Consider the following 18,677-nt stretch of genomic DNA (forward strand, 5'->3'; position numbering starts at 1 on the left):
TTTCTTCCATGCCTCTTTTGTCTGTTTCCTCATATCCCTTATTATATCATCAAATCTTTATTTTGGACACTCCCCTGGAATTCTCCTGTTCTTTTAAAAGAAGCGCAGCTCATTGACAGCTTCAGCAGCCTCACCAGCATACCTTGAACGGGGCAGATGCCCATGGTACAATGGAAGCGATAAAAAGAAATTTAAGTGGTGATTTGATATGAGCAATTTATTTGACTTTGAAGAAACAGAAAAGTATGGAATTAGAAAGGGAATTGTTTTCTATTTTGGTGACTGTATTGATTCCAATATATTACTTGTATTGGAATCAATTATAAATCAATTTCTTCTTATGACCCATATGGAATTTACAAAAAAACGGGGCGGAAACGAATATGTAAATATAAGGAATCTCCGAGGTGGCTGGCGGAAAGTTTTTCGCCGGGAATTTAAATGTGAAGATTTCAATAAGTATGGTACAAGGGTTTTGACATTGGATAGCTGTACTCCGCAGCAATTGCAAACGATTCGTGCTGTTATCAGAATGAGTAATGACTCCCCCGCAAGATGCCGTATTGCGGGCAATCCCATTAAAGTTAATCATATCTATTTTCAACTTCCACTTGAAACCGATTGGTCCGCCATTTTTCGATTTATTGAGTATGTAAATGGGAAACTGGACCTTCATTACGCGAGCGCGGGTTATGAAATGGCTTACAATGTATATCATTATCCAGGAAGTTCAGGGTATGCTACACGCGCATTAAAAAATTTGAAGTATATAAACAGTGATGGAACGGAGTGGGGGGATTTGCTCGTTGTTACGGATTTTGGTATCCCATGCCCCAATTTTATACAAGTCCTGTGTCCTGACTTAGCGCAGAAGATCAACGATAAAACTGCAAGTAAAATATATAGAAAATGGGAGAATAACAGGCTGTTTCTTGATATTTTGGATCGAACCGCGGGGCGTCTGTATGAACCGGCATTTGAGGAAATAGAGGCCAGATATAAAGAGCTTTACCAGATGCTTATCCCGATTATTGTTTCGCCTCCGCGCTCTATGTTTATGCGAGAACATGACTGGAATAAAAGGCTGAAAAGATTTGAAGAAACATCCCTATAAATAGCAGTTTAGCGGACAACTATTTCTAAGGAATAACTGCCCGTTCTGTGATTCTGACCAATTATTTCCGTCCTGGCGTTTTGCAGCATCCATCTGAAAAGGGAGCGGGTATTGTCTTTTACCCCATCTGTTTTTATTGTATCTGTTGTCTTTGCAGGGATATGGCTTCTCGCTTGTGCGACGAACAAGATGCGGACGATATGCAGCAGGCGGACAACAGGACCATTGAAAGGCGAATCACGATCCACTCGAGGGGGCGCACCGGCAGCTATGCGCCCCTTAAAATTTTCTTCTCTCCCCCATAGACAAACGCCTGTTTATAGCGTATACTTGCTCTAACGGTGATATTATTTTTGTTTATGTTTGCCATAAGTCATCATAATAAAGGAGGAACGATCCCATGTCTGAAAGCTACGCGGGCAAGATCAATCGAAAGCTGCTGAAAAAGCGGCGCATCATCAACGCCGCCGCCGGCCGGGAACCCGCCGACCTGGTGCTGAAAAACGCCGCCTATGTCAATGTGTTCTCCAACGAGATCTGTCACGCCGACATCGCCGTGGCGGAGGGCCTCATCGTGGGCATGGGCCAATACTCCGGCAAGGTGGAGCACGACTGCGCCGGAAAGATCGTCCTTCCCGGCTTCCTGGACGCCCACATCCACCTGGAGAGCTCCCTGGTCAGCCCCAAGGAGTTCGTGAAGGCCGTTCTGCCCCACGGCACCACCACCGTCATCACCGACCCCCACGAGATCGCCAATGTCATGGGCACCGACGGCATCGAGTACATGCTCCAGGCCACGGAGGACCTGCCGGTGGATGTGCGGTTCATGCTGCCCTCCTGTGTTCCCGCCACGCCGCTGGATGAGTCCGGCGCGGTGCTGGACTACCGGGCCATCGACTCCTTCTATGACCACCCCCGGGTGCAGGGCCTTGCGGAGATGATGAATTTTGTGGGCATCATCGCCGGGGACGACCAGCCGGTGGAGAAGATCGTGGCGGCCCAGGCCCACCACAAGAAGATCGACGGCCACGCCCCGGACCTGGTGGGCAACGACCTGAACGCCTATATCGCCGCCGGGGTCTACTCCGACCACGAGTGCCACGACTTGAACGACGCCATCGCCAAGCTGGAGCGGGGCCAGTTCATCATGATCCGGGAGGGCACCGCCGCCCGGAACCTGGAGGCCCTGGTCCCCCTGCTGTGCGACAAATACAGCGAGCGGTGTATGTTCTGCACCGACGACAAGCACCCCAACGACCTGCTGGAAAAGGGCCACATCGACTACATCGTAAAGCGGGCCATCTCCCTGGGCGCGGACCCCATCACCGCCGTGAAGGTGGCCTGCCACAATGCCGCCCGGTACTTCCTGCTGAACAACCGGGGCGCCATCGCACCGGGGTATCTGGGAGACTTTGTGGTCATCGACAACTTCCAGGATTTCAACATCGAAAGGGTCTATAAAAAAGGCGAGCTGATGGTGGAGAATGGGCAGGTGCGGGACTTCCCCGTGCCGGAGATCGAGCCCTACCTGGTGGAACGCGCCCACAACACCTTCCACGTGGGGGCCCTGTCCGCAGAGGATTTCATCGACCACCGCCCCCGGGGCATCATCGGCATGGTCCCCGGCGAGATCACCACAGTGGACGCCGGATACTCCGACCGCATCGACGTGGAGTATGACGTGCTGAAGATCGCCGTAGTGGAGCGGCACAAGAACACCCACCACATCGGCATCGGCTTCATCCAAGGCTACGGATTGAAGTCCGGCGCTGTCGCCACCTCCATCTCCCATGACTCCCACAACATCATCGTGGTGGGCACCAACGAGGCGGATATGGCGGCGGCGGTCAACCGGGTGGTGGAGCTGAACGGCGGCATCGTAGTCTGGGACCAGGCCGCGCCCATGGCGGAGGTCCCCCTGGCCATCGCCGGCATCATGAGCGACGAACCCCTGGTGACGGTGAATGAAAAGCTGGAATCCGCCAAGGAGAAGGCCTTCGCGCTGGGCGTCAGCCGGGGCGTGGACCCCTTCATGACCTTGAGTTTTATGGCCCTGCCGGTGATCCCCTCCCTGCGCATCACCACCCGGGGCGTGTTCGACGTGACGACCCAGAGCTATGTGTGACCAATAAAATCCGGCGGGCCGTGGAGCTTTCCACGGCCCGCTGTTTGATTCTCATTTCTCCGCCTCCAGGGGCAGGTGAGAGATGAAATACCAACTCCCGTCCGGCTGCTGTTCCAGCGTCAGCTCCCCACGGCTTCCGGTGAGGACTACCCGGCCCCCATCCCGGCGGCCGGAGAGACAGATGAAGGTCCCCGGCCCAAAATCGCTGGTGAAGTTGTAATAGGCGTCGTACTCCGGCAGATAGAGCAGCGTCGGGCCGTTGTCATTCACATGGGTCAGGTCCGCCGTGGTGATGCCCATATACGTTTTCAGCGCCGCGTCCACATCCGCCCGCCTGTATTTGTGGGTCGGCATCGGGAGAGCGTCCGGCTCAAAATCCTCTCCAAAGGGCCAGTCCTCCAGCTGGGACAGGGCCTGCAATTCCTCCGAATCGTCGGGCAGGACCTCCCCGGGTGAAAAGAGATACATAAACTCCCGGAAATCGATATCCTCCGGTCTTTCATAATAGGAGGTAAAAAAGCAGCTGATCTGGGTGGCGTAAGTCGTGCGATCCACTGTATAAGTAGCTGCGAAGGCCTCGTTGACCGCCTCGACCTCCTCCGCCGTCAAAGCGTTGGGGTCCGCGCGCTCCGGTATGGTCACCGCGCCTGTTTCGTCCAGCGGCAGGTAGGACACGAACCGCCAGCTCCCGTCCGCCTGCTCCTCCAGTGTCAGCTGGGCTTCCACCCAGCCGCCGGCGGTCCCCATGGGCGGAACGTAATGCACCGGCGTGCTTTTTCCGGTCAGCCGGACAATGCTCCCCTCCCGGACGCCCGCCTGACAGTCGAACCAGCCGGGGCCGAAATCGCTGGTGTAATTGTAATAGGCGTCATACTCCGGCACATAAAACAGGCTCTCCTTCCATGGTCCGGCCAGGTCTGCCGCAGCAATGCCGGTATACCGCTCCAAAAAGGCGTCTACATCCGCCCGGGGATAGCGGTGGAGGGGCACTATCATCTCATCCGGCGTTTCCGCGCTCTGGAAGGGCCAGTCCTCCTGCCGCTTCAATGCCTCAAACTCCGCCTGGCCCACCGGCTCCGGCTCCTGCCCCATCCGGACCTCCTCCGCCACAAAGCAGTAGGCCAGAAAGGCGGACAGGTCGATGTCCGCCGGACTTGCGTAGTAGCAGGACACCAGGCAGAGCAGGGGATTGGTCACTTCCACCCCGTCCTCTGTGGTGATAAAAGGTGCGAAAGCCTCATTCACCCGTTCGACCTCCTCCGCTGTGAGAGATATGGGGTCTGTCTCCGGCGTTTTCTCCGCCTGTCCGCAACCCCCCAGCAGTCCCAGCATGACCGCCAGTGCCAGTGCTGCCGCCCAATGCGCTCTTTTCATCGGTTGGTCGCCCCCTGTCCTTCTTCTGTTCTCTGGTCTTCTTTTTTCACTATATCAGATAGACAGGCGAAAAGCGTAACAAAACCGTGACGGTTTGGCAACAAACCGCCGCGGTTTTGAAACTTTCCGCACCATTTACGCATGTTCCGCCGTGATCTGGCACACCCTCATGGCCTCCAGCGCGTTCCGGTGGCTCTCCGGCGTCACGCCCGTGCGGCAGGATGCGTCCACCGCGATCTCCGCAGGCCCCAATGCTCCGCTGGCAAAATCACTCTGCATATCCACAGCGATCAAAGCATCCATACCGAATGCCTCCTTGCGATTTTCCCCGATCACAGCAGAGCCGCTCCATAAAATCCACCAAAACGCCCCCTTTCTTACACGAAAGTATTGACTTTCCCGCGGCAGTCCATTACCATAGGAGTGTCCCAATGGCAGGGATGTGGAACGGCGATGCACCGTTCCCTTTTTTCGGCCTTTGGGCGGTCAAAGAGAAGGAGATTTGTTTTCATGAAACGCGAGAGCTTCCAATCCCGTCTGGGCTTCCTGCTGGTGAGCGCCGGGTGTGCCATCGGCATCGGCAACGTCTGGAAATTCCCCTATGTCACCGGCGAAAACGGCGGCGGCGTGTTCGTGTTGTTCTATCTGCTGTTCCTGATCGTTATGGGCGTGCCCGTGCTGACGATGGAGCTGGCGGTGGGCCGTGCCAGCCGCAAGAGCGCGGTGCAGGGCTATGCCGCTCTGGAGCCCCAGGGCAGCAGGTGGCATATCCACGGCTGGTTCTGCGTCATCGGCTGCTACCTGCTGATGATGTACTACACCACCGTGTCCGGCTGGATGCTGGGCTATTTTTTCAAGTTTGCCTCCGGCACCTTCACGGGCCTGCAGGGCGAGGCCATCGACAACATGTTCTTCGTCTCCACGCTGGGCAATCCCGGCGAGATGGCCTGCTGGATGGCAGTCACGGTGCTGGCGGGCATTCTGGTGTGCAGCTTCGGCCTGCAAAACGGCCTGGAGCGCATCACCAAGGTGATGATGCTGGGCCTGCTGGGCCTGATCGTAGTGCTGGCGGTCCACAGTCTGCTGCTGCCCGGCGCGGCGGAGGGCGTCCGCTTCTACCTGCTGCCGGATTTCGGCCGGGCCGCTGAAATGGGCATCGGCAAGGTCATCACCGCCGCCATGAACCAGGCCTTCTTCACCCTGAGCCTGGGCATCGCCGCCATGGAGATCTTCGGCAGCTACATGTCCAGGGACAATACCCTCACCGGCGAGGCGGTCCGCATCTGCTCTCTGGATACCTTTGTGGCCCTTATGAGCGGCCTCATCATCTTCCCCGCCTGCTTCAGCTTCAACGTGCAGCCGGACTCCGGCCCCTCCCTGATCTTCATCACCCTGCCGAAGGTCTTTGTCAACATGGCCGGCGGACGGCTGTGGGGCACGCTGTTCTTCCTGTTCATGACCTTTGCCAGCTTCTCCACGGTCATCGCTGTGTTTGAGAATCTGCTGGCCTCCTGCATCGACAACTTCGGCTGGTCCCGGAAGAAGGCCGCCGCCGTCAACCTGGTGTTCATCCTCATCGCCAGTCTGCCCTGCGTGCTGGGATACAACCTCTGGTCCGGCTTCCACCCCCTGCTGGGCAAGGACGTGCTGGACAGCGAGGATTTTCTGGTGTCCAATCTGCTGCTGCCTATCGGCTCCCTGATATACCTGCTGTTCTGCGTGATGCCCATGGGCTGGAAATACGACAGCTACCTGGCCGAGGCCAACACCGGCAAGGGCCTGAAGCTGCCTAGTCGGGGCACGCCCAAGGTCCTGATGCAGGCATACCTCAGCGTTGTTCTGCCGGTCCTGATCCTGGTCATCCTGATTCAGGGACTGCCCACCATGATGTGGAAGACCGGCGTCTGTATCGCCGTCCTGGCCCTGATCGGCATCATGTCCCACCGGAAAAAGTCCTGATAGAAAAGCGGCAGCTGTGTGGCTGCCGCTTTTTCGCCGCTTTGACGATATTTTACAAGCCTTTTGCGCCCTGGCTGTGGTATAGTCAATTCACTTGAAAAATCCCATGGGATTTTTCAAGCGGGCGATGCCCGCTGTGCGTAAAACGCACAGTGATTGCCGATGAAATTCCAATCAAGGCCGCGGTCGCGGCCTGTCACAGCGCACATGCGCTGTGACACTTGAAAAGTGAATGTATCACGTTTCAAGTGATTTGATGATATCATAGCGTCCAGCAAGGAGGTCTTTCCCATGGAACATCCTGATAAAACCGTGGCCGCGGACCACGACCTGCACATCGAGGCCTACCATTTTCAGGGGCTTTCCCAGCCCTTCCCCCTACACTTCCACGCCCACTATGTGCTGGGTCTGGCGGAGCGGGGCACCCGGTGCCTCTCCTGTAAGCGGCAGGAGGCCACGCTCCATCCCGGCGAGCTGCTTCTGCTCAACCCGGGGGACAGCCACGCCTGCACCCAGTGCGGCGATGAGCCGCTGGATTACCGCAGCGTCAACATCCCCATCGAGACCATGCTGGACCTCTCCATGGAGCTGACGGGCAGCCGGACGCTCCCGGTCTTTTCCGCCGCCGTCATCGGCGACCAGGAGATCGCCTGCCAGTTCCGGGCCTTTCACGAGCTGCTTTTGAACGGCGCCAGCCGCTTTGCCAAAGAGGAGTCTCTTTTCCTGCTGATGGCAAACCTGACGGAGCGGTATGCGCAGTTCCAGCCCGCCGCGCTCCCGGAGTGCCGGACGGAAGTGGAGCATGCCTGCGCCTATATGGACCGGCATTTCATGGAGCGGATCACTCTGGACCAGCTCTGCCGCCGCGTCGGCTTGAGCAAATCCACCCTTTTGCGGAGCTTTACCCAGGCCAGGGGGATCACCCCCTACCGCTATTTGGAGACCGTCCGCGTCAGCGCGGCGAAAGCGCTTCTGGAACAGGGTGTGCCGCCCCTGGAGGCCGCTATGCGCACGGGCTTCTCCGACCAAAGCCACTTCACCAATCACTTTACCAGCTTTATCGGCCTGCCGCCCGGTCTGTACCGGGACATCCTACAGGGCAGGGGAAAAGGAGAACAGCATGGACTATCAACATGAAAAATGCGTCATGGTGATCGACGAGAGCCTGCCGCTGGGCATCGCCGCCAACGCCGCGGCCATTCTGGGCATCACCCTGGGCAAGCAGGTGCCGGAGGCCGTGGGTGCCGACGTATGGGATGGCAGCGGCAGACCGCACCTGGGCATCATCGCCTTTCCCGTCCCCATCCTGCGGGGCGGCGCGGAGACGATCAGGGCTCTGCGGGAGACCCTCTATGGGCCGGACTACGCCGGATTGACGGTGGTGGATTTTTCCGACCTGGCCCAGAGCTGCAAGGCCTATGAGGAATTCACCGGCAAACTGGAAGCTGTGCCGGAGGCAGACCTCCGGTATCTGGGTCTTGCCATCTGCGGCGACAAAAAGCAGATCAATAAGCTGACCGGCAGTATGCCCCTGCTGCGGTAAGCCCTCCCTGAAACGCGCAGAGCCGCCGGAAATTTCCGGCGGCCTTTTCTTATATCTTTCCCTCAAACAGTCCGTCCCGGGAACAGCAGAGATATAGCTTTCCGCCGCCCCGCAGCTGGGGGATGCGGAACTCCCCGCCCTGTTCCGGGTACAGCCGCACCAGCAGGCAGCGGTCCATGGTCACATAGGCGGCAAAGCGGAGAAAGTGATCCTTTTCCATGGGGTGGTCAAAGGTGACATACCAGTCCGTCTCCACCTCCGTCACATTTACCATGTGGTCCCCGTCCGCGGGCCGGACAGCCAGCGGCTCCAGCTTCCGGCCGCAGCAGTGCAGCTCTCCGCCGCCGGTGGCGGTCAGGACGTTGCCGCAGTCCGGGCATACATAGAATTTCAGTCGTTTCATATTTCCTCCATTCGTGTCCTCCGGCGCCAGGTCTCCTGCCAGGAGCCGTTCCACACTGACGCCAAAGAGTTCGGCGAGAAGCGGCAGCAGACTGACGTCCGGGCAGCCCTGTCCCCGCTCCCACTTGCTGACGGCCTGGGGGCTGACATGCAGCTGCTTTGCCGTCTGGCTCTGGGTCATTCCCCGTTCCCTGCGCAGTTTCAGGAGCAGCGCCCCCATCTGTCTGCTGTCCATATCACTCACCTCTGTCCCAGCATACCTCACTGGCGGACAATTTTCAAGCAACGGAGCGTTGAGTACAAGACAATGACAGCGGATTTGCAAAATCCCGCTGTTTCTGCCGTTTCATTCTTGGACATTTCCCCAAATTTGCAAGTTGCCTCTGTTTTTCCTGCAAAATCTCTTTGCAACCGTTTGAATTTGTGCTATATTGTTTGGCAGGAAAAATCCGGCTCCGGCCGGTTACCACAGGAGGACCAGCTATGATCACGCTACATGACACCGGTGTATTCCTGACGGACGGCGTTCCCTGCGCCCAGGCTCCGATCTCTCGGTCAGAGGGCCGCAGGCGGACCATGGCCTGGAACATTCTCCAAAGCCACAGCGTCTCCGGCGATCCGGAACACCTGAAGATCCGCTTTGACGCCATGCTGTCCCACGACATCACCTATGTGGGCATCATCCAGCAGGCCCGGGCCTCCGGCATGAAGGAGTTCCCCATCCCCTACGCCCTCACCAACTGCCACAACAGCCTGTGCGCCGTGGGCGGCACCATCAACGAGGACGACCATGTATTCGGCCTCTCCGCCGCCAGGAAATACGGCGGCATCTACGTCCCCGCCAACCAGAGCGTCATTCACTCCTATGGCCGGGAGCAGATGGCGAAAGGCGGCGCCATGATCCTGGGCTCCGACTCCCACACCCGGTACGGCGCCCTGGGCACCATGGCCGTGGGCGAAGGCGGCCCGGAGCTTGCCAAGCAGCTGCTGAAAAACACCTGGGACATCAGCTATCCCAAGGTGGTGCTGGTATACCTCACCGGCACGCCCCGCCAGGGCGTGGGACCCCACGACGTAGCCATCGCCCTGGTGAAGGCCACCTTCGCCTCCGGCTTTGTGAACAACTGCGTGCTGGAATTCGCCGGTCCCGGCATTGGGGGCCTGCCCATCGACTACCGCAACGGCATCGACGTGATGACCACCGAGACCACCTGCCTCTCCTCCATCTGGGAGACGGATGGCGTGACGGAGGGCTTCTACAAGGCCCACCAGCGGCCGGAGGACTACAGGGAGCTGCATCCCGGCCAGCACGCCTGGTATGACAAGTACATCGAGATCGACCTCTCCCAGGTCGAGCCCATGATTGCCCTGCCCTTCCACCCCTCCAACGCCTGGACCATCCGCGAGTTTTTGGAGAACGCGGAAGACATCCTGTCCAAAGTGGAGGCCGACGCCCAGGCCCGGTATCCCAAGGCTAAGGTCAAGCTGACCGATAAGATCCACGACGGCGGCGTATGGGCGGACCAGGGCGTCATCGCCGGGTGCGCCGGCGGCCTGTTCGACAACATCGGCGAGGCGGCGGACATTTTGAAGGGCGGCAGCTGCGGCAACGGATACTTTACCTTGGACGTATATCCCACCAGCGTGCCCGTCAGCCTGGAGCTGACCAGGACCGGGGCCACGGCCGCCCTGCTGGAGAGCGGCGCCGTCATCAAGCCCAGCTTCTGCGGCCCCTGCTTCGGTGCGGGAGATGTGCCCGCCCACAACGGTCTCTCCCTGCGGCACACCACCCGGAATTTCCCCAACCGGGAGGGCAGCAAGCCCGCCGAGGGCCAGTTCGCCGGGGTGTGCCTGATGGACGCCCGGTCCATCGCCGCCACCGCCGCAAATGGAGGCAAGATCACCCCCGCCGATGAGCTGGGCTATGAGACCGCCCGGTGTCCCTATCACTTCGACAGGAGCATTTACGACCGGCGGGTCTACAACGGCTTCGGCCATCCCCGGCCCCAGGAGGAGCTGATCATGGGGCCCAACATCACCGACTGGCCGAAGATGCAGCCCCTTGCGGAAAACCTGCTGGTGGAGCTGGCGTCGGTGCTTCACGACCCTGTCACCACCACCGACGAGCTGATCCCCTCCGGCGAGACCTCCTCCTACCGCTCCAACCCCCTGCGGCTGGCGGAGTTCACCCTCTCCCGCCGGGAACCCGCCTATGTGGGCCGGGCCAAGGCTGCGGCAGAGGTCGAGGCCCAGCGGCTGGCGGGGCAGTCCCCGGAAAAATTGCGGGATGTTTTGAACAAGGTGGGCGACGCAGATACACTGATGAACAGCACCCAGTTCGGCTCCTGTGTCTTCGCCAACAAGCCCGGCGACGGCTCCGCCCGGGAGCAGGCGGCCTCCTGCCAAAAGGTGCTGGGCGGCTTTGCCAACATCTGCTATGAGTTCGCCACCAAGCGCTACCGCTCCAACTGCATCAACTGGGGCATTCTGCCCTTCACCATTGACCGGGAGACGCCCTTTACCTATGAACCCGGCGACTGTGTGTTTGTCCCCGGCATCCGGAGGGCCGTTGAAAGCGGCATGGAGGACATCCCGGCCAAGATCGTCAAAGCCGACGGCAGCGTGGAGGACATCCTGCTCCATGTCAGGGGTCTGACAGAGGATGAAAAGCAGATCATTCTGGACGGCTGCCTGATGAACTACTACGCAAAGCGCGCAAACTAAAAGTTTCGTCCACCTTTTCAAAGGTGGCGGGTCTGGGCAGAGCCCAGCGCCGAAGTATTGGTAAGCAAATAGATCATACTTACTTTTGAAGATTGCGGGCTTTGCCCTTATCACGCAGGGGCCTTGCCCCTGCACCCCACGGCCTTTGAAAAGGCCGGCGAAACTTATATAGTCAATTCACTTGAAAAATCGTATGGGATTTTTCAAGCGGGCGATGCCCGCTGTGCGTAAAGCGCACAGCGATTGACTATGGAATGCAAATCAAGGCCGCGGTCCGCGGCCTGTCACAGCGCACATGCGCTGTGACACTTGAAAAGTGAACTTATCACTTTTCAAGTTATTTGATTATTACTGGGAGGGTTTATGGATAAGATTCGCATGACCACGCCGTTGGTGGAGATGGACGGCGACGAGATGACCCGCGTTCTGTGGTCCATGATCAAGGAGAAACTGATCCTGCCGTTTGTGGACCTGAAAACCGAATATTACGACCTGGGGCTCCTGCACCGCAACGAGACCCGTGACCAGGTGACCATCGACGCCGCCAACGCCACCAAGCGGCTGGGCGTGGCCGTCAAGTGTGCCACCATCACCCCCAACCGCCAGCGGATGGAGGAATACCCGGAGCTGACGGAGATGTGGAAGTCTCCCAACGGCACCATCCGGGCCATCCTGGACGGCACTGCCTTCCGGGCGCCCATCGTCCTGCCCTTCATCAAGCCTGTGGTGAAAAACTGGGAGGCCCCCATCACCATTGCCCGCCATGCCTATGGCGACATGTACAAGGCGGTGGACATGACCACCGAGGAACCCGGCACCGCCACCCTGACCTTCAAGGGCGAAAGCGGCGCGGAAAAGACGCTGACGGTGCAGACGGTGAAGGGCCCCGCCGTGTGGCAGGGCCAGCACAACACGGAGGAGAGCATCCGGGCCTTTGCCAAGTCCTGCTTCCAATATGCCCTCGACACCAAACAGGATCTGTGGTTCTCCGCCAAGGACACTATCTCCAAGGTCTACGACGGGGAGTTCAAGCGGATCTTCGAGGAGGAGTATGAGACCTGCTATCAGGCGGAGTTTGAGAAGCTGGGCCTGACCTATTTCTACACCCTCATCGACGACGCGGTGGCCCGCGTCATCCGCTCCAAGGGCGGGTTCATCTGGGCGCTGAAAAACTACGACGGCGACGTGATGAGCGACATGGTGGCCACGGCCTTCGGCAGTCTCGCCATGATGACCTCCGTGCTGGTATCCCCTGACGGCACCATGGAGTTCGAGGCCAGCCACGGCACCGTCACCCGCCACTATTACCGCTATTTGAAAGGCGAAAAGACCTCCACCAACCCCATCGCCACCATCTTTGCCTGGAGCGGCGCTTTCAAGCGCCGGGGCGCGCTGGACGGCCTGCCGGAGCTGGTGAAGTTCGGCCAGGCCATGGAGGCAGCGTCTCTGGAAACGCTGGAGAGCGGCGTCATGACGAAGGACCTGGTGGGCCTGGTGGAGCCGGGCTTCCAGGCCACCGCCGTCAACAGCGAGGAATTTTTGGATGCCATTGCCGAAAAATTGGCAAATAAATTGGCATAAATATGCAATATAAGCGCCCGTATCCAATGGATACGGGCGCTTTTTCTACGTTCCGCTATGTTAGGACATCCAACGGAACGCCGCCGTACAGGTCTGTAAACGCGATGTACTGCTCCCAGGAGGTCGCCACCACCGTGCCGTCCGTCAGGCAGAGTGCAAACTCCCTCATGGAACGGGTCAGACAGAAGTTGTTGCCAAGAAAGGGCCCATCCTCCCTGATATTCCCCGACCAGCTCATGTGTGCGGCGTGGGTCTCCTCTCCGGGCGAAATGGGGATCCGGAAGCGCACCCGGCCGGCGGTCTCGTCCAAAGGCACCCAGAACCGCCCCTGGTATTCCGCGTCCCAGGGCAGAACGCCCTGCACATACCAGCCCTTGACCCGGACTTCCGTCAATGCGGTCATCACCCCGTTCTCATAGACTCCGGCAGTCACCGTCCGGTCCACCGGAAGCCGCAGCATCCCAAAAATGCCCAGTACACACCAGAGCAACAGCAGCATCGGCAGCGTCTTTGCCGCCTCCAGCCAGGTCTCCTGCCGCCGTTGGCGGCGGACCTCCCGGACCGCCGCCAGTGTCTCCTTTACCGCTGTCTCCGGCTCCGCGCACACTGTCCGCTCTCCCCGCAGCAGGTCCAGAACGTTCAGGTCCAGGGCCGCCGCCAACGGCTCCAATAGGGAGACATCGGGGAACCCCGCGCCACGCTCCCATTTCGAGACGGCCCGGTCCGAGACGTGGAGCCGCTGGGCCAGGTCCTTTTGGGTCAGATTCTTTTCCTTCCGGGCAGCGGCGATCAATTCGCCCGTTTTCGTCTTGTCCATACGCATCACCTGAAATCAGTATACCCAAGCCGCCCCCCGCCCGCAACAAACGCTTCGTGGAATGGGCCGTTTTTTTGCAATTATGCTTCCGTGCAGCGTGGACAGTGCGCAATTTCTGGACGCCATTGCCAAGAGGCAGGCTGAAAAGCTGTCATGACTCATACGAAAAACAAAAGAGGCGGCGCATCCATGGGATACGCCCTCTTTCAAAATTGGTTTGAGAACACCGGCCGGATGGAGTAATAATAGCCCGACAGCAGCAGCGGCACATAGGCCGCATCGGTGGCAACGATGGTGCCGTCCTCCAGCTTCAATCCGAAGGACTGCATGCTCTCCGTGATGTAGAGCATCCGCTCCACCCCCAGGGAGCAGAATTCCCCCGGCCGGTAATACTGGATGTCCTGCCAGCCCTCGGTTTTCATGGCGTCCCAACGGATGCATGCCTCCACCCTCTCCCGGCAGGTGGCCTCCGCACAGCTAATAGCAAAGCGGCCAACGAAGGACCGGTCCCCCAGGATCTTCCGGGTGCCGTCGATGATAACATCTGTCTCCCCCGCCGGGTCTCCCTCTGGGGTGTATACGACAGCCGTCACCGTCAGGGAGACCGGGCGCAGAAATGCCCCGGCGCGGTCTAGGATGCCGAATAACACAAAGCCAGCCAACGCCAGCGCCGCCAAAGACCCAAGGATCTGTCCCCATCGCCGCCGGGTCCTCTCCCGGGTCTGCCGGGCCAGCAGGGCGACAGCCCGGCGCACCGTCAATTCCGGCTCCGCTGCCTCCTGTTCCTCGCCTCGCAGCAGGTCCAAAACCGTCAGGCCCAGTGCGTCCGCCAGAGGCTCCAGCAGGCTCACGTCGGGAAAGCCCGCGCCCCGTTCCCATTTGCTCACGGCCCGGTCCGAGACGTGGAGCCGCTGGGCCAGGTCCTTTTGGGTCAGACTTTTTTCCTTCCGGGCGGCGGCGATCAATTCGCCTGTTTTTGTTTTATCCATCTGCATCACCTGAAGCCAGTATAGCAAAACCGGCCTCCCCACGCAACAAACGCCCCGTGGAGTGGCCGGTTTTTCTGTTTTTTTACCGCAGGCCGGACAGGTCCGCCAGCTCCTGGGCGCTGCTGCTCCGGTCCAGATTCTGAAGGCCCGCCAGGGTCGCCATGGTGGTGCCCAGCTGGGTCAGCAGCAGGGCGGTGCGGGTCAGTTCCTCGGTGGTCATGCTCCTTGCCAGCGTCACCGCCAGGGCGTAAATTCCGGCGCTCTGCTCAAAGGCGTCCATGGTCTCTCCCCCTCTCTCCAATCTATGAGGGAGACGGTGGATTTATTTTTCCAGCAGGGACGCCAGATAGCCGTCTGCCGTCCGCAGGTCCGTGGAGCCGTCGTACTCCAAAAACAGCACCTCCCGTCCCAGACGGGCCACAACATACTGGGTCTCGGTATCCGCCCGGACCCACCAGAATCCATCCAGTGCCTCAGACGGCACCGGCTCCATGGCCCCGTGCGGGGAGATCCCCAGGGAGCCGGGCCGGGTCTGGACCAGCTCCTTTGCCAGCTGCCGGGCCAGGCCCTGGGTCAGCATCCGGTAATAGGTGGTCTCCACCCCGGCCTCCACATCCCGGGAGGTGCCCCGCCACGGCCCAAGGGACAGGTGACGGGTCTCATACATCCGGGGACACAGCTCGTGGATTTTGGTGCGGCAGCCCCAGAACTCCGTGTCCTCCGCCCCCTCCAGCTCCCGCAGGTCCACATAGACCACGTCGGACCTGACGGTATCACTGTGCTTATAGATGTCCCGGCCCTCGTCCCAGCTGAAAAATCTGCCGAACGTCCAGATCACAATCAGGCAGACCATCATCGCAAAGATGATCCGCCCCATCCACCGCTGGGCCCGGTAGGGCGCGGGCCGCTCCAGGGGGATGCCGGTCCGCAGGCGGCGGAACAGGCGGCGCATGGTCCGCCATTCCAGGACCTCCAAAACCGCCGAACTCAGAAATAGCAGGAGATAGAGGAGCCCTTCTCCCGGCGCCCGCAGGGTGATCGCATCCAGCAGCGGCGTGCGGTCCACGGAGTTGCCCCATAGCAGAAGGCCCGCAAGCACCGCCAGAAGCACCAGCGACCCCAAAAAGCTGCGGCCCATCCGCCGCCGGATATAGCGCCAGCCCTCCGCCTGGACCACCGGGTCCGTGTCCAGCTCCGGGGCAGCGGGGTCGTCGCACCGCCAGATGTGGAAGCTGTCGCCGCGGATCGTCACATAGTCCCAGCCCAGGGCGGCGTAGGTCTCGATCCGCTCCGGGTCCGGCTTCTTCTCCTTGCGGGGCATAGGCTCCATGCGATAGCGGCAGTCCTTGGGCTCCCCCTTTTCAAAGCAGGCGCTCCAGCCGGTGGAGCCTGTGAGGAACCAGCCCTGCCGGGCCATGTCCTCCAACCAGGTCTCATTGGCGGCCACGTCATAGCTGTTGGCGGGCCAGACCTCCTTACAGGTGGTGATCTCTGCAAAATCGCCCATATCTTCCCTCCTCCCTACTGAAACTCCGCCAGGACGGCGGCATAGTCGTCGATGTGGTCCTCCAGGCCGTCCACGCCATAGGTCCCCACGCTCAGCACCACCCGGCCCTGCCAGGCCAGCATATGGGCGTTCTCCCCGTCGCGGGCCAGGGCCAGCCGGTCAAAGCCGGGGCGGTCCAGCTCCGTGAAGGTCAGGCCGTCGAAATGGTCCAGCCATTCCTCGTACAGCGGTTCCGCCAGGGCGGGAATGCGGAGGATGTCACACTGGTTGATGACGCTCCGCTCCCCGGTGAACGAGTCCCATACGTCGTAGTGACCGGGGACCAGGAAGGTGGGGTTCATCAGGCAGACGCCGGACTCCCGGTCCGCCGCCGTCAGGCCGGGGTCCAGCTGCTCCCCCAGCAGGCAGGGGATGGGCTTTGTCAGCTCGTCCAGGTCCGCCCCCCAGCTGGCGCCGATCCGGGTGAAGGGGTAGCTCAAAAAGATGCTCTCCATCAGCAGGAAAAGCGCCAGACCCAGGACCGTCCCCCGGCGGCACCGCCGCCAGTCCCCGGTGTGAGACCGGGGCAGGCCTGCCGCCAGCTGGCGGCGCAGATATCGGAGCTTTCGCAGGGTCCTGACGGTGTCCCACACCAGCCAGGGCACCAGAAGCGCCCCCAGGAACATACCGGTATTGGCCTTCAGGAGGAAGTTCATCACCGGCCTGTCGGAGCTTAAGATCCGATAGGCGGCAAGGGCCACACATCCAGCCAAAAACAGCCATGCCAGCAGCAGGCTCCGCCGCTCCTTCCGCAGCATCCGGTCCCAGGCCCATCCGGCGGCCACCGGGTCTGTCTCCAGCTCCGGCGCGGCGGGGTCCCGGCAGACATAGACCTGGTAATTCCACAGGAAGGCCGCCGTCTCCCAGCCCAGCTGCCGGTAGACCGCCTCCCGCTCCTGCCGGGCCTCATAGGTCTCCGCCTTTGGAAAAGGCTCCAGGCGGAAGCGGACCTTGGCGGGCTCCTCCCGGCGGAAGCGGGCAATGCGGCTGCCGCACTCCTCCACCATCCAGCCCTGGGCCGCCATGTCCTCCAGCCAGGATTCCATGACGCCGCTGTTCCAGTGGTTCTCCGGCATCAGGGCCCTTTTCTTCTCTCTCATAGCAGTCTCTCCTCCCGGTCTCCATCATCCACACACAGCTTCAGTCGGCTCAGCTCCTGCCGGAACAGGCCCAGACCCCGGTCCGTGATGGCGTAGGTCCGTTTCCGTCCCTCCACCGCCGTCTCCCGGATCAGGCCCTCCTCCTCAAATTTTGCCAATATGGTGTACAGCGTCCCCGGTCCCAGGGGGACCCGGCCCGCCGTGGTATCGTCCACAAACCGCACGATCTCCGTGCCGCACCGCTCCTGCCGCAGCAGGGACAGCAGGACGTAAAACATGCTCTCCGTCAGGACATTCAGGGGTTCCTTCGCCATGTGCCTCTCCTCCGATATCGAAACACGATATTATCTGTCCTCAGTATAATATCGTGTTTCGATATTGTCAACAGGATCTTCCGCGGCCTGGAAGCTTTTCCCTGTCCTGGCAGGTTTTGAGGGTTGCTTCCAACAGCGGTTCTCCTGTACCATAGATTGCGGAAAACACCACAGAAAGGAAGAAACAGCATGAATCCACGATGTAAACATCCCCAAGGCGCTTCCAGGGATACATACCGCCAGTCCCGCCTTTGGCGGCGGGCCAGTCTTGCCGGCAGGCGGTTTTTGTGCGGCCTGCTGACTGCGGCTGCCCTGGCCGTGCCCGCCCGGGCCTCCAGGACCGTGCCCGTCCAGGTGGACGGCGAGACGCTCTCCGGCACCTCCTATTTGGAGCAGGGCGTCACTTATGTTCCTCTGCGGAACCTGCTGGACGCCTTCGGCGGCTGGCAGGTCTCCTGGGACAGCCAGGCCCAGGAGGCGGTGGCGGTGTCCGGCTCCACCCGGCTGACGGCGGACCCGGCGGAAAATACCGTCACCGTGGACGGCAGAGAGTATGCCGCCCAGGTGACCGTCACCGGCGGGCGGACCTATGTCCCCCTGCGGCTGGTGACGGAGGCTCTGGGCGGCACAGCGGAGTGGGACCCCTACCTCCAGGGTGCGGCGGTGACTTCAGCGAATGCCGACTATGACGCCATGGACCTGTACTGGTTATCCCGCATCATCAGCGCCGAGAGCGGCGGCGAGCCTCTGCGGGGCCAGATTGCCGTGGGCAATGTGGTGCTGAACCGGGTGGCCAGCCGGGAGTTCCCCAACACCATTCCCGGCGTTATCTTCGACCGCAAGGACGCCGTGCAGTTTGAGCCGGTGGAAAACGGCACCGTGTACCGCACCCCCACGGCCCAGTCTGTGGAGGCGGCCAAGCAGGTGCTGGACGGCCGCCAGGTCATCGGAAAGGCCCTGTACTTTTACGCCCCCGCCCTCTCCCAGGGCGCCTGGATCAACGCCAACCGGACCTATTACCAAACCATCGGGTGCCACCGCTTCTACCTGTAATTGACTTTTGGGCCTTTGAGGACTACAATGGGAGCA

16 protein-coding genes and 1 pseudogene are annotated in these 18,677 nt (G+C 60.4%); 8 read left to right on the plus strand and 9 right to left on the minus strand.

From position 1 onward, the window contains the following. The first annotated feature begins 208 nt into the window (after window positions 1-208). Entirely contained in the window at window positions 209-1,114 is a 906-nt protein-coding gene (locus tag Q0Z71_RS09075; protein ID WP_298021235.1) for a hypothetical protein, read from the plus strand. Window positions 1,115-1,514: 400 nt separating this feature from the next. Beyond that, entirely contained in the window at window positions 1,515-3,239 is a 1,725-nt protein-coding gene (gene ade / locus Q0Z71_RS09080) for an adenine deaminase (protein WP_298021240.1), read from the plus strand. A gap of 51 nt (window positions 3,240-3,290) precedes the next feature. Here the strand turns inward: ade and Q0Z71_RS09085 are convergent, their stop codons facing one another. Further along, on the minus strand, window positions 3,291-4,613 hold the full coding sequence (locus Q0Z71_RS09085) for a hypothetical protein (protein WP_298021243.1): 1,323 nt from the start codon (window positions 4,611-4,613) through the stop codon (window positions 3,291-3,293). Between the two features lie 135 nt (window positions 4,614-4,748). Next, window positions 4,749-4,850: pseudogene (locus tag Q0Z71_RS09090) on the minus strand (amidase); the annotation flags it as partial. A gap of 273 nt (window positions 4,851-5,123) precedes the next feature. Between Q0Z71_RS09090 and Q0Z71_RS09095 the strand changes: the two are divergent. From Q0Z71_RS09095 to Q0Z71_RS09105, 3 genes are all read left to right on the plus strand, one after another. Further along, on the plus strand, window positions 5,124-6,572 hold the full coding sequence (locus Q0Z71_RS09095; protein WP_298021246.1) for a sodium-dependent transporter: 1,449 nt from the start codon (window positions 5,124-5,126) through the stop codon (window positions 6,570-6,572). A 291-nt stretch (window positions 6,573-6,863) separates the two neighbouring features. Further along, window positions 6,864-7,709: an AraC family transcriptional regulator gene (locus tag Q0Z71_RS09100; protein ID WP_298021249.1), complete on the plus strand. Its 846-nt coding sequence runs from the start codon at window positions 6,864-6,866 to the stop codon at window positions 7,707-7,709. Further along, entirely contained in the window at window positions 7,693-8,115 is a 423-nt protein-coding gene (locus Q0Z71_RS09105; RefSeq protein WP_298021252.1) for a DUF2000 domain-containing protein, read from the plus strand. The genes Q0Z71_RS09100 and Q0Z71_RS09105 overlap by 17 nt, the downstream gene beginning before the upstream one ends. Window positions 8,116-8,164: 49 nt before the next feature. Here the strand turns inward: Q0Z71_RS09105 and Q0Z71_RS09110 are convergent, their stop codons facing one another. Next, complete coding sequence (locus tag Q0Z71_RS09110; protein ID WP_298021255.1) at window positions 8,165-8,752, minus strand: helix-turn-helix domain-containing protein; 588 nt, start codon at window positions 8,750-8,752, stop codon at window positions 8,165-8,167. Between the two features lie 248 nt (window positions 8,753-9,000). On the opposite strand from Q0Z71_RS09110, the gene Q0Z71_RS09115 reads away from it, so the two are divergent. Together Q0Z71_RS09115 and Q0Z71_RS09120 are read left to right on the plus strand one after the other, a co-directional pair. Further along, a complete protein-coding gene (locus Q0Z71_RS09115) occupies window positions 9,001-11,241 on the plus strand; it encodes a hydratase (protein ID WP_298021258.1) in 2,241 nt (746 codons plus the stop codon). A 363-nt stretch (window positions 11,242-11,604) separates the two neighbouring features. Then, the gene (locus Q0Z71_RS09120) at window positions 11,605-12,822 is read left to right on the plus strand and encodes an NADP-dependent isocitrate dehydrogenase (RefSeq protein ID WP_298021261.1); all 1,218 of its coding nucleotides are present in this window, start codon (window positions 11,605-11,607) and stop codon (window positions 12,820-12,822) included. A 55-nt stretch (window positions 12,823-12,877) separates the two neighbouring features. Here Q0Z71_RS09120 and Q0Z71_RS09125 read toward each other — a convergent pair whose 3' ends face one another. The 6 genes from Q0Z71_RS09125 to Q0Z71_RS09150 all read right to left on the minus strand — a co-directional run bounded on the left by Q0Z71_RS09125 (window position 12,878) and on the right by Q0Z71_RS09150 (window position 17,588). Further along, window positions 12,878-13,639: a helix-turn-helix domain-containing protein gene (locus tag Q0Z71_RS09125; RefSeq protein WP_298021264.1), complete on the minus strand. Its 762-nt coding sequence runs from the start codon at window positions 13,637-13,639 to the stop codon at window positions 12,878-12,880. A 206-nt stretch (window positions 13,640-13,845) separates the two neighbouring features. Then, window positions 13,846-14,628, minus strand: a complete 783-nt coding sequence (locus Q0Z71_RS09130; RefSeq protein WP_298021267.1) for a helix-turn-helix domain-containing protein — start codon at window positions 14,626-14,628, stop codon at window positions 13,846-13,848. Between the two features lie 82 nt (window positions 14,629-14,710). Then, window positions 14,711-14,908, minus strand: coding sequence for a hypothetical protein (locus Q0Z71_RS09135; RefSeq protein ID WP_298021270.1), 198 nt, complete (start codon window positions 14,906-14,908; stop codon window positions 14,711-14,713). 42 nt (window positions 14,909-14,950) lie between these two features. Then, window positions 14,951-16,135 carry a DUF2812 domain-containing protein gene (locus tag Q0Z71_RS09140; RefSeq protein WP_298021273.1) on the minus strand — a complete coding sequence of 395 codons (1,185 nt, stop codon included), beginning with the start codon at window positions 16,133-16,135 and terminating at the stop codon, window positions 14,951-14,953. A gap of 14 nt (window positions 16,136-16,149) precedes the next feature. Continuing rightward, window positions 16,150-17,274, minus strand: coding sequence for a DUF2812 domain-containing protein (locus tag Q0Z71_RS09145; protein ID WP_298021275.1), 1,125 nt, complete (start codon window positions 17,272-17,274; stop codon window positions 16,150-16,152). Beyond that, on the minus strand, window positions 17,271-17,588 hold the full coding sequence (locus tag Q0Z71_RS09150) for a PadR family transcriptional regulator (protein ID WP_298021277.1): 318 nt from the start codon (window positions 17,586-17,588) through the stop codon (window positions 17,271-17,273). The genes Q0Z71_RS09145 and Q0Z71_RS09150 overlap by 4 nt, the downstream gene beginning before the upstream one ends. Before the next feature lie 189 nt (window positions 17,589-17,777). On the opposite strand from Q0Z71_RS09150, the gene Q0Z71_RS09155 reads away from it, so the two are divergent. Continuing rightward, complete coding sequence (locus tag Q0Z71_RS09155; protein ID WP_298021279.1) at window positions 17,778-18,641, plus strand: cell wall hydrolase; 864 nt, start codon at window positions 17,778-17,780, stop codon at window positions 18,639-18,641. The last annotated feature ends 36 nt before the right edge of the window (window positions 18,642-18,677 follow it).

Source organism: uncultured Dysosmobacter sp., assembly GCF_947631635.1.
GTDB lineage: Bacteria > Bacillota > Clostridia > Oscillospirales > Oscillospiraceae > Oscillibacter.

What these genes read in the sequence shown, in the direction of transcription:
- Q0Z71_RS09105 (WP_298021252.1), top strand. Translation starts at nt 7,693, where the DNA reads ATGGACTATCAACATGAAAAATGCGTCATGGTGATCGACGAGAGCCTG.
- Q0Z71_RS09075 (WP_298021235.1), top strand. Translation starts at nt 209, where the DNA reads ATGAGCAATTTATTTGACTTTGAAGAAACAGAAAAGTATGGAATTAGA.
- Q0Z71_RS09110 (WP_298021255.1), bottom strand. Translation starts at nt 8,752, where the DNA reads ATGGACAGCAGACAGATGGGGGCGCTGCTCCTGAAACTGCGCAGGGAA.
- ade (WP_298021240.1), top strand. Translation starts at nt 1,515, where the DNA reads ATGTCTGAAAGCTACGCGGGCAAGATCAATCGAAAGCTGCTGAAAAAG.
- Q0Z71_RS09115 (WP_298021258.1), top strand. Translation starts at nt 9,001, where the DNA reads ATGATCACGCTACATGACACCGGTGTATTCCTGACGGACGGCGTTCCC.
- Q0Z71_RS09150 (WP_298021277.1), bottom strand. Translation starts at nt 17,588, where the DNA reads ATGGCGAAGGAACCCCTGAATGTCCTGACGGAGAGCATGTTTTACGTC.
- Q0Z71_RS09130 (WP_298021267.1), bottom strand. Translation starts at nt 14,628, where the DNA reads ATGGATAAAACAAAAACAGGCGAATTGATCGCCGCCGCCCGGAAGGAA.
- Q0Z71_RS09095 (WP_298021246.1), top strand. Translation starts at nt 5,124, where the DNA reads ATGAAACGCGAGAGCTTCCAATCCCGTCTGGGCTTCCTGCTGGTGAGC.
- Q0Z71_RS09125 (WP_298021264.1), bottom strand. Translation starts at nt 13,639, where the DNA reads ATGGACAAGACGAAAACGGGCGAATTGATCGCCGCTGCCCGGAAGGAA.
- Q0Z71_RS09120 (WP_298021261.1), top strand. Translation starts at nt 11,605, where the DNA reads ATGGATAAGATTCGCATGACCACGCCGTTGGTGGAGATGGACGGCGAC.
- Q0Z71_RS09100 (WP_298021249.1), top strand. Translation starts at nt 6,864, where the DNA reads ATGGAACATCCTGATAAAACCGTGGCCGCGGACCACGACCTGCACATC.
- Q0Z71_RS09135 (WP_298021270.1), bottom strand. Translation starts at nt 14,908, where the DNA reads ATGGACGCCTTTGAGCAGAGCGCCGGAATTTACGCCCTGGCGGTGACG.
- Q0Z71_RS09085 (WP_298021243.1), bottom strand. Translation starts at nt 4,613, where the DNA reads ATGAAAAGAGCGCATTGGGCGGCAGCACTGGCACTGGCGGTCATGCTG.
- Q0Z71_RS09155 (WP_298021279.1), top strand. Translation starts at nt 17,778, where the DNA reads ATGAATCCACGATGTAAACATCCCCAAGGCGCTTCCAGGGATACATAC.
- Q0Z71_RS09140 (WP_298021273.1), bottom strand. Translation starts at nt 16,135, where the DNA reads ATGGGCGATTTTGCAGAGATCACCACCTGTAAGGAGGTCTGGCCCGCC.
- Q0Z71_RS09145 (WP_298021275.1), bottom strand. Translation starts at nt 17,274, where the DNA reads ATGAGAGAGAAGAAAAGGGCCCTGATGCCGGAGAACCACTGGAACAGC.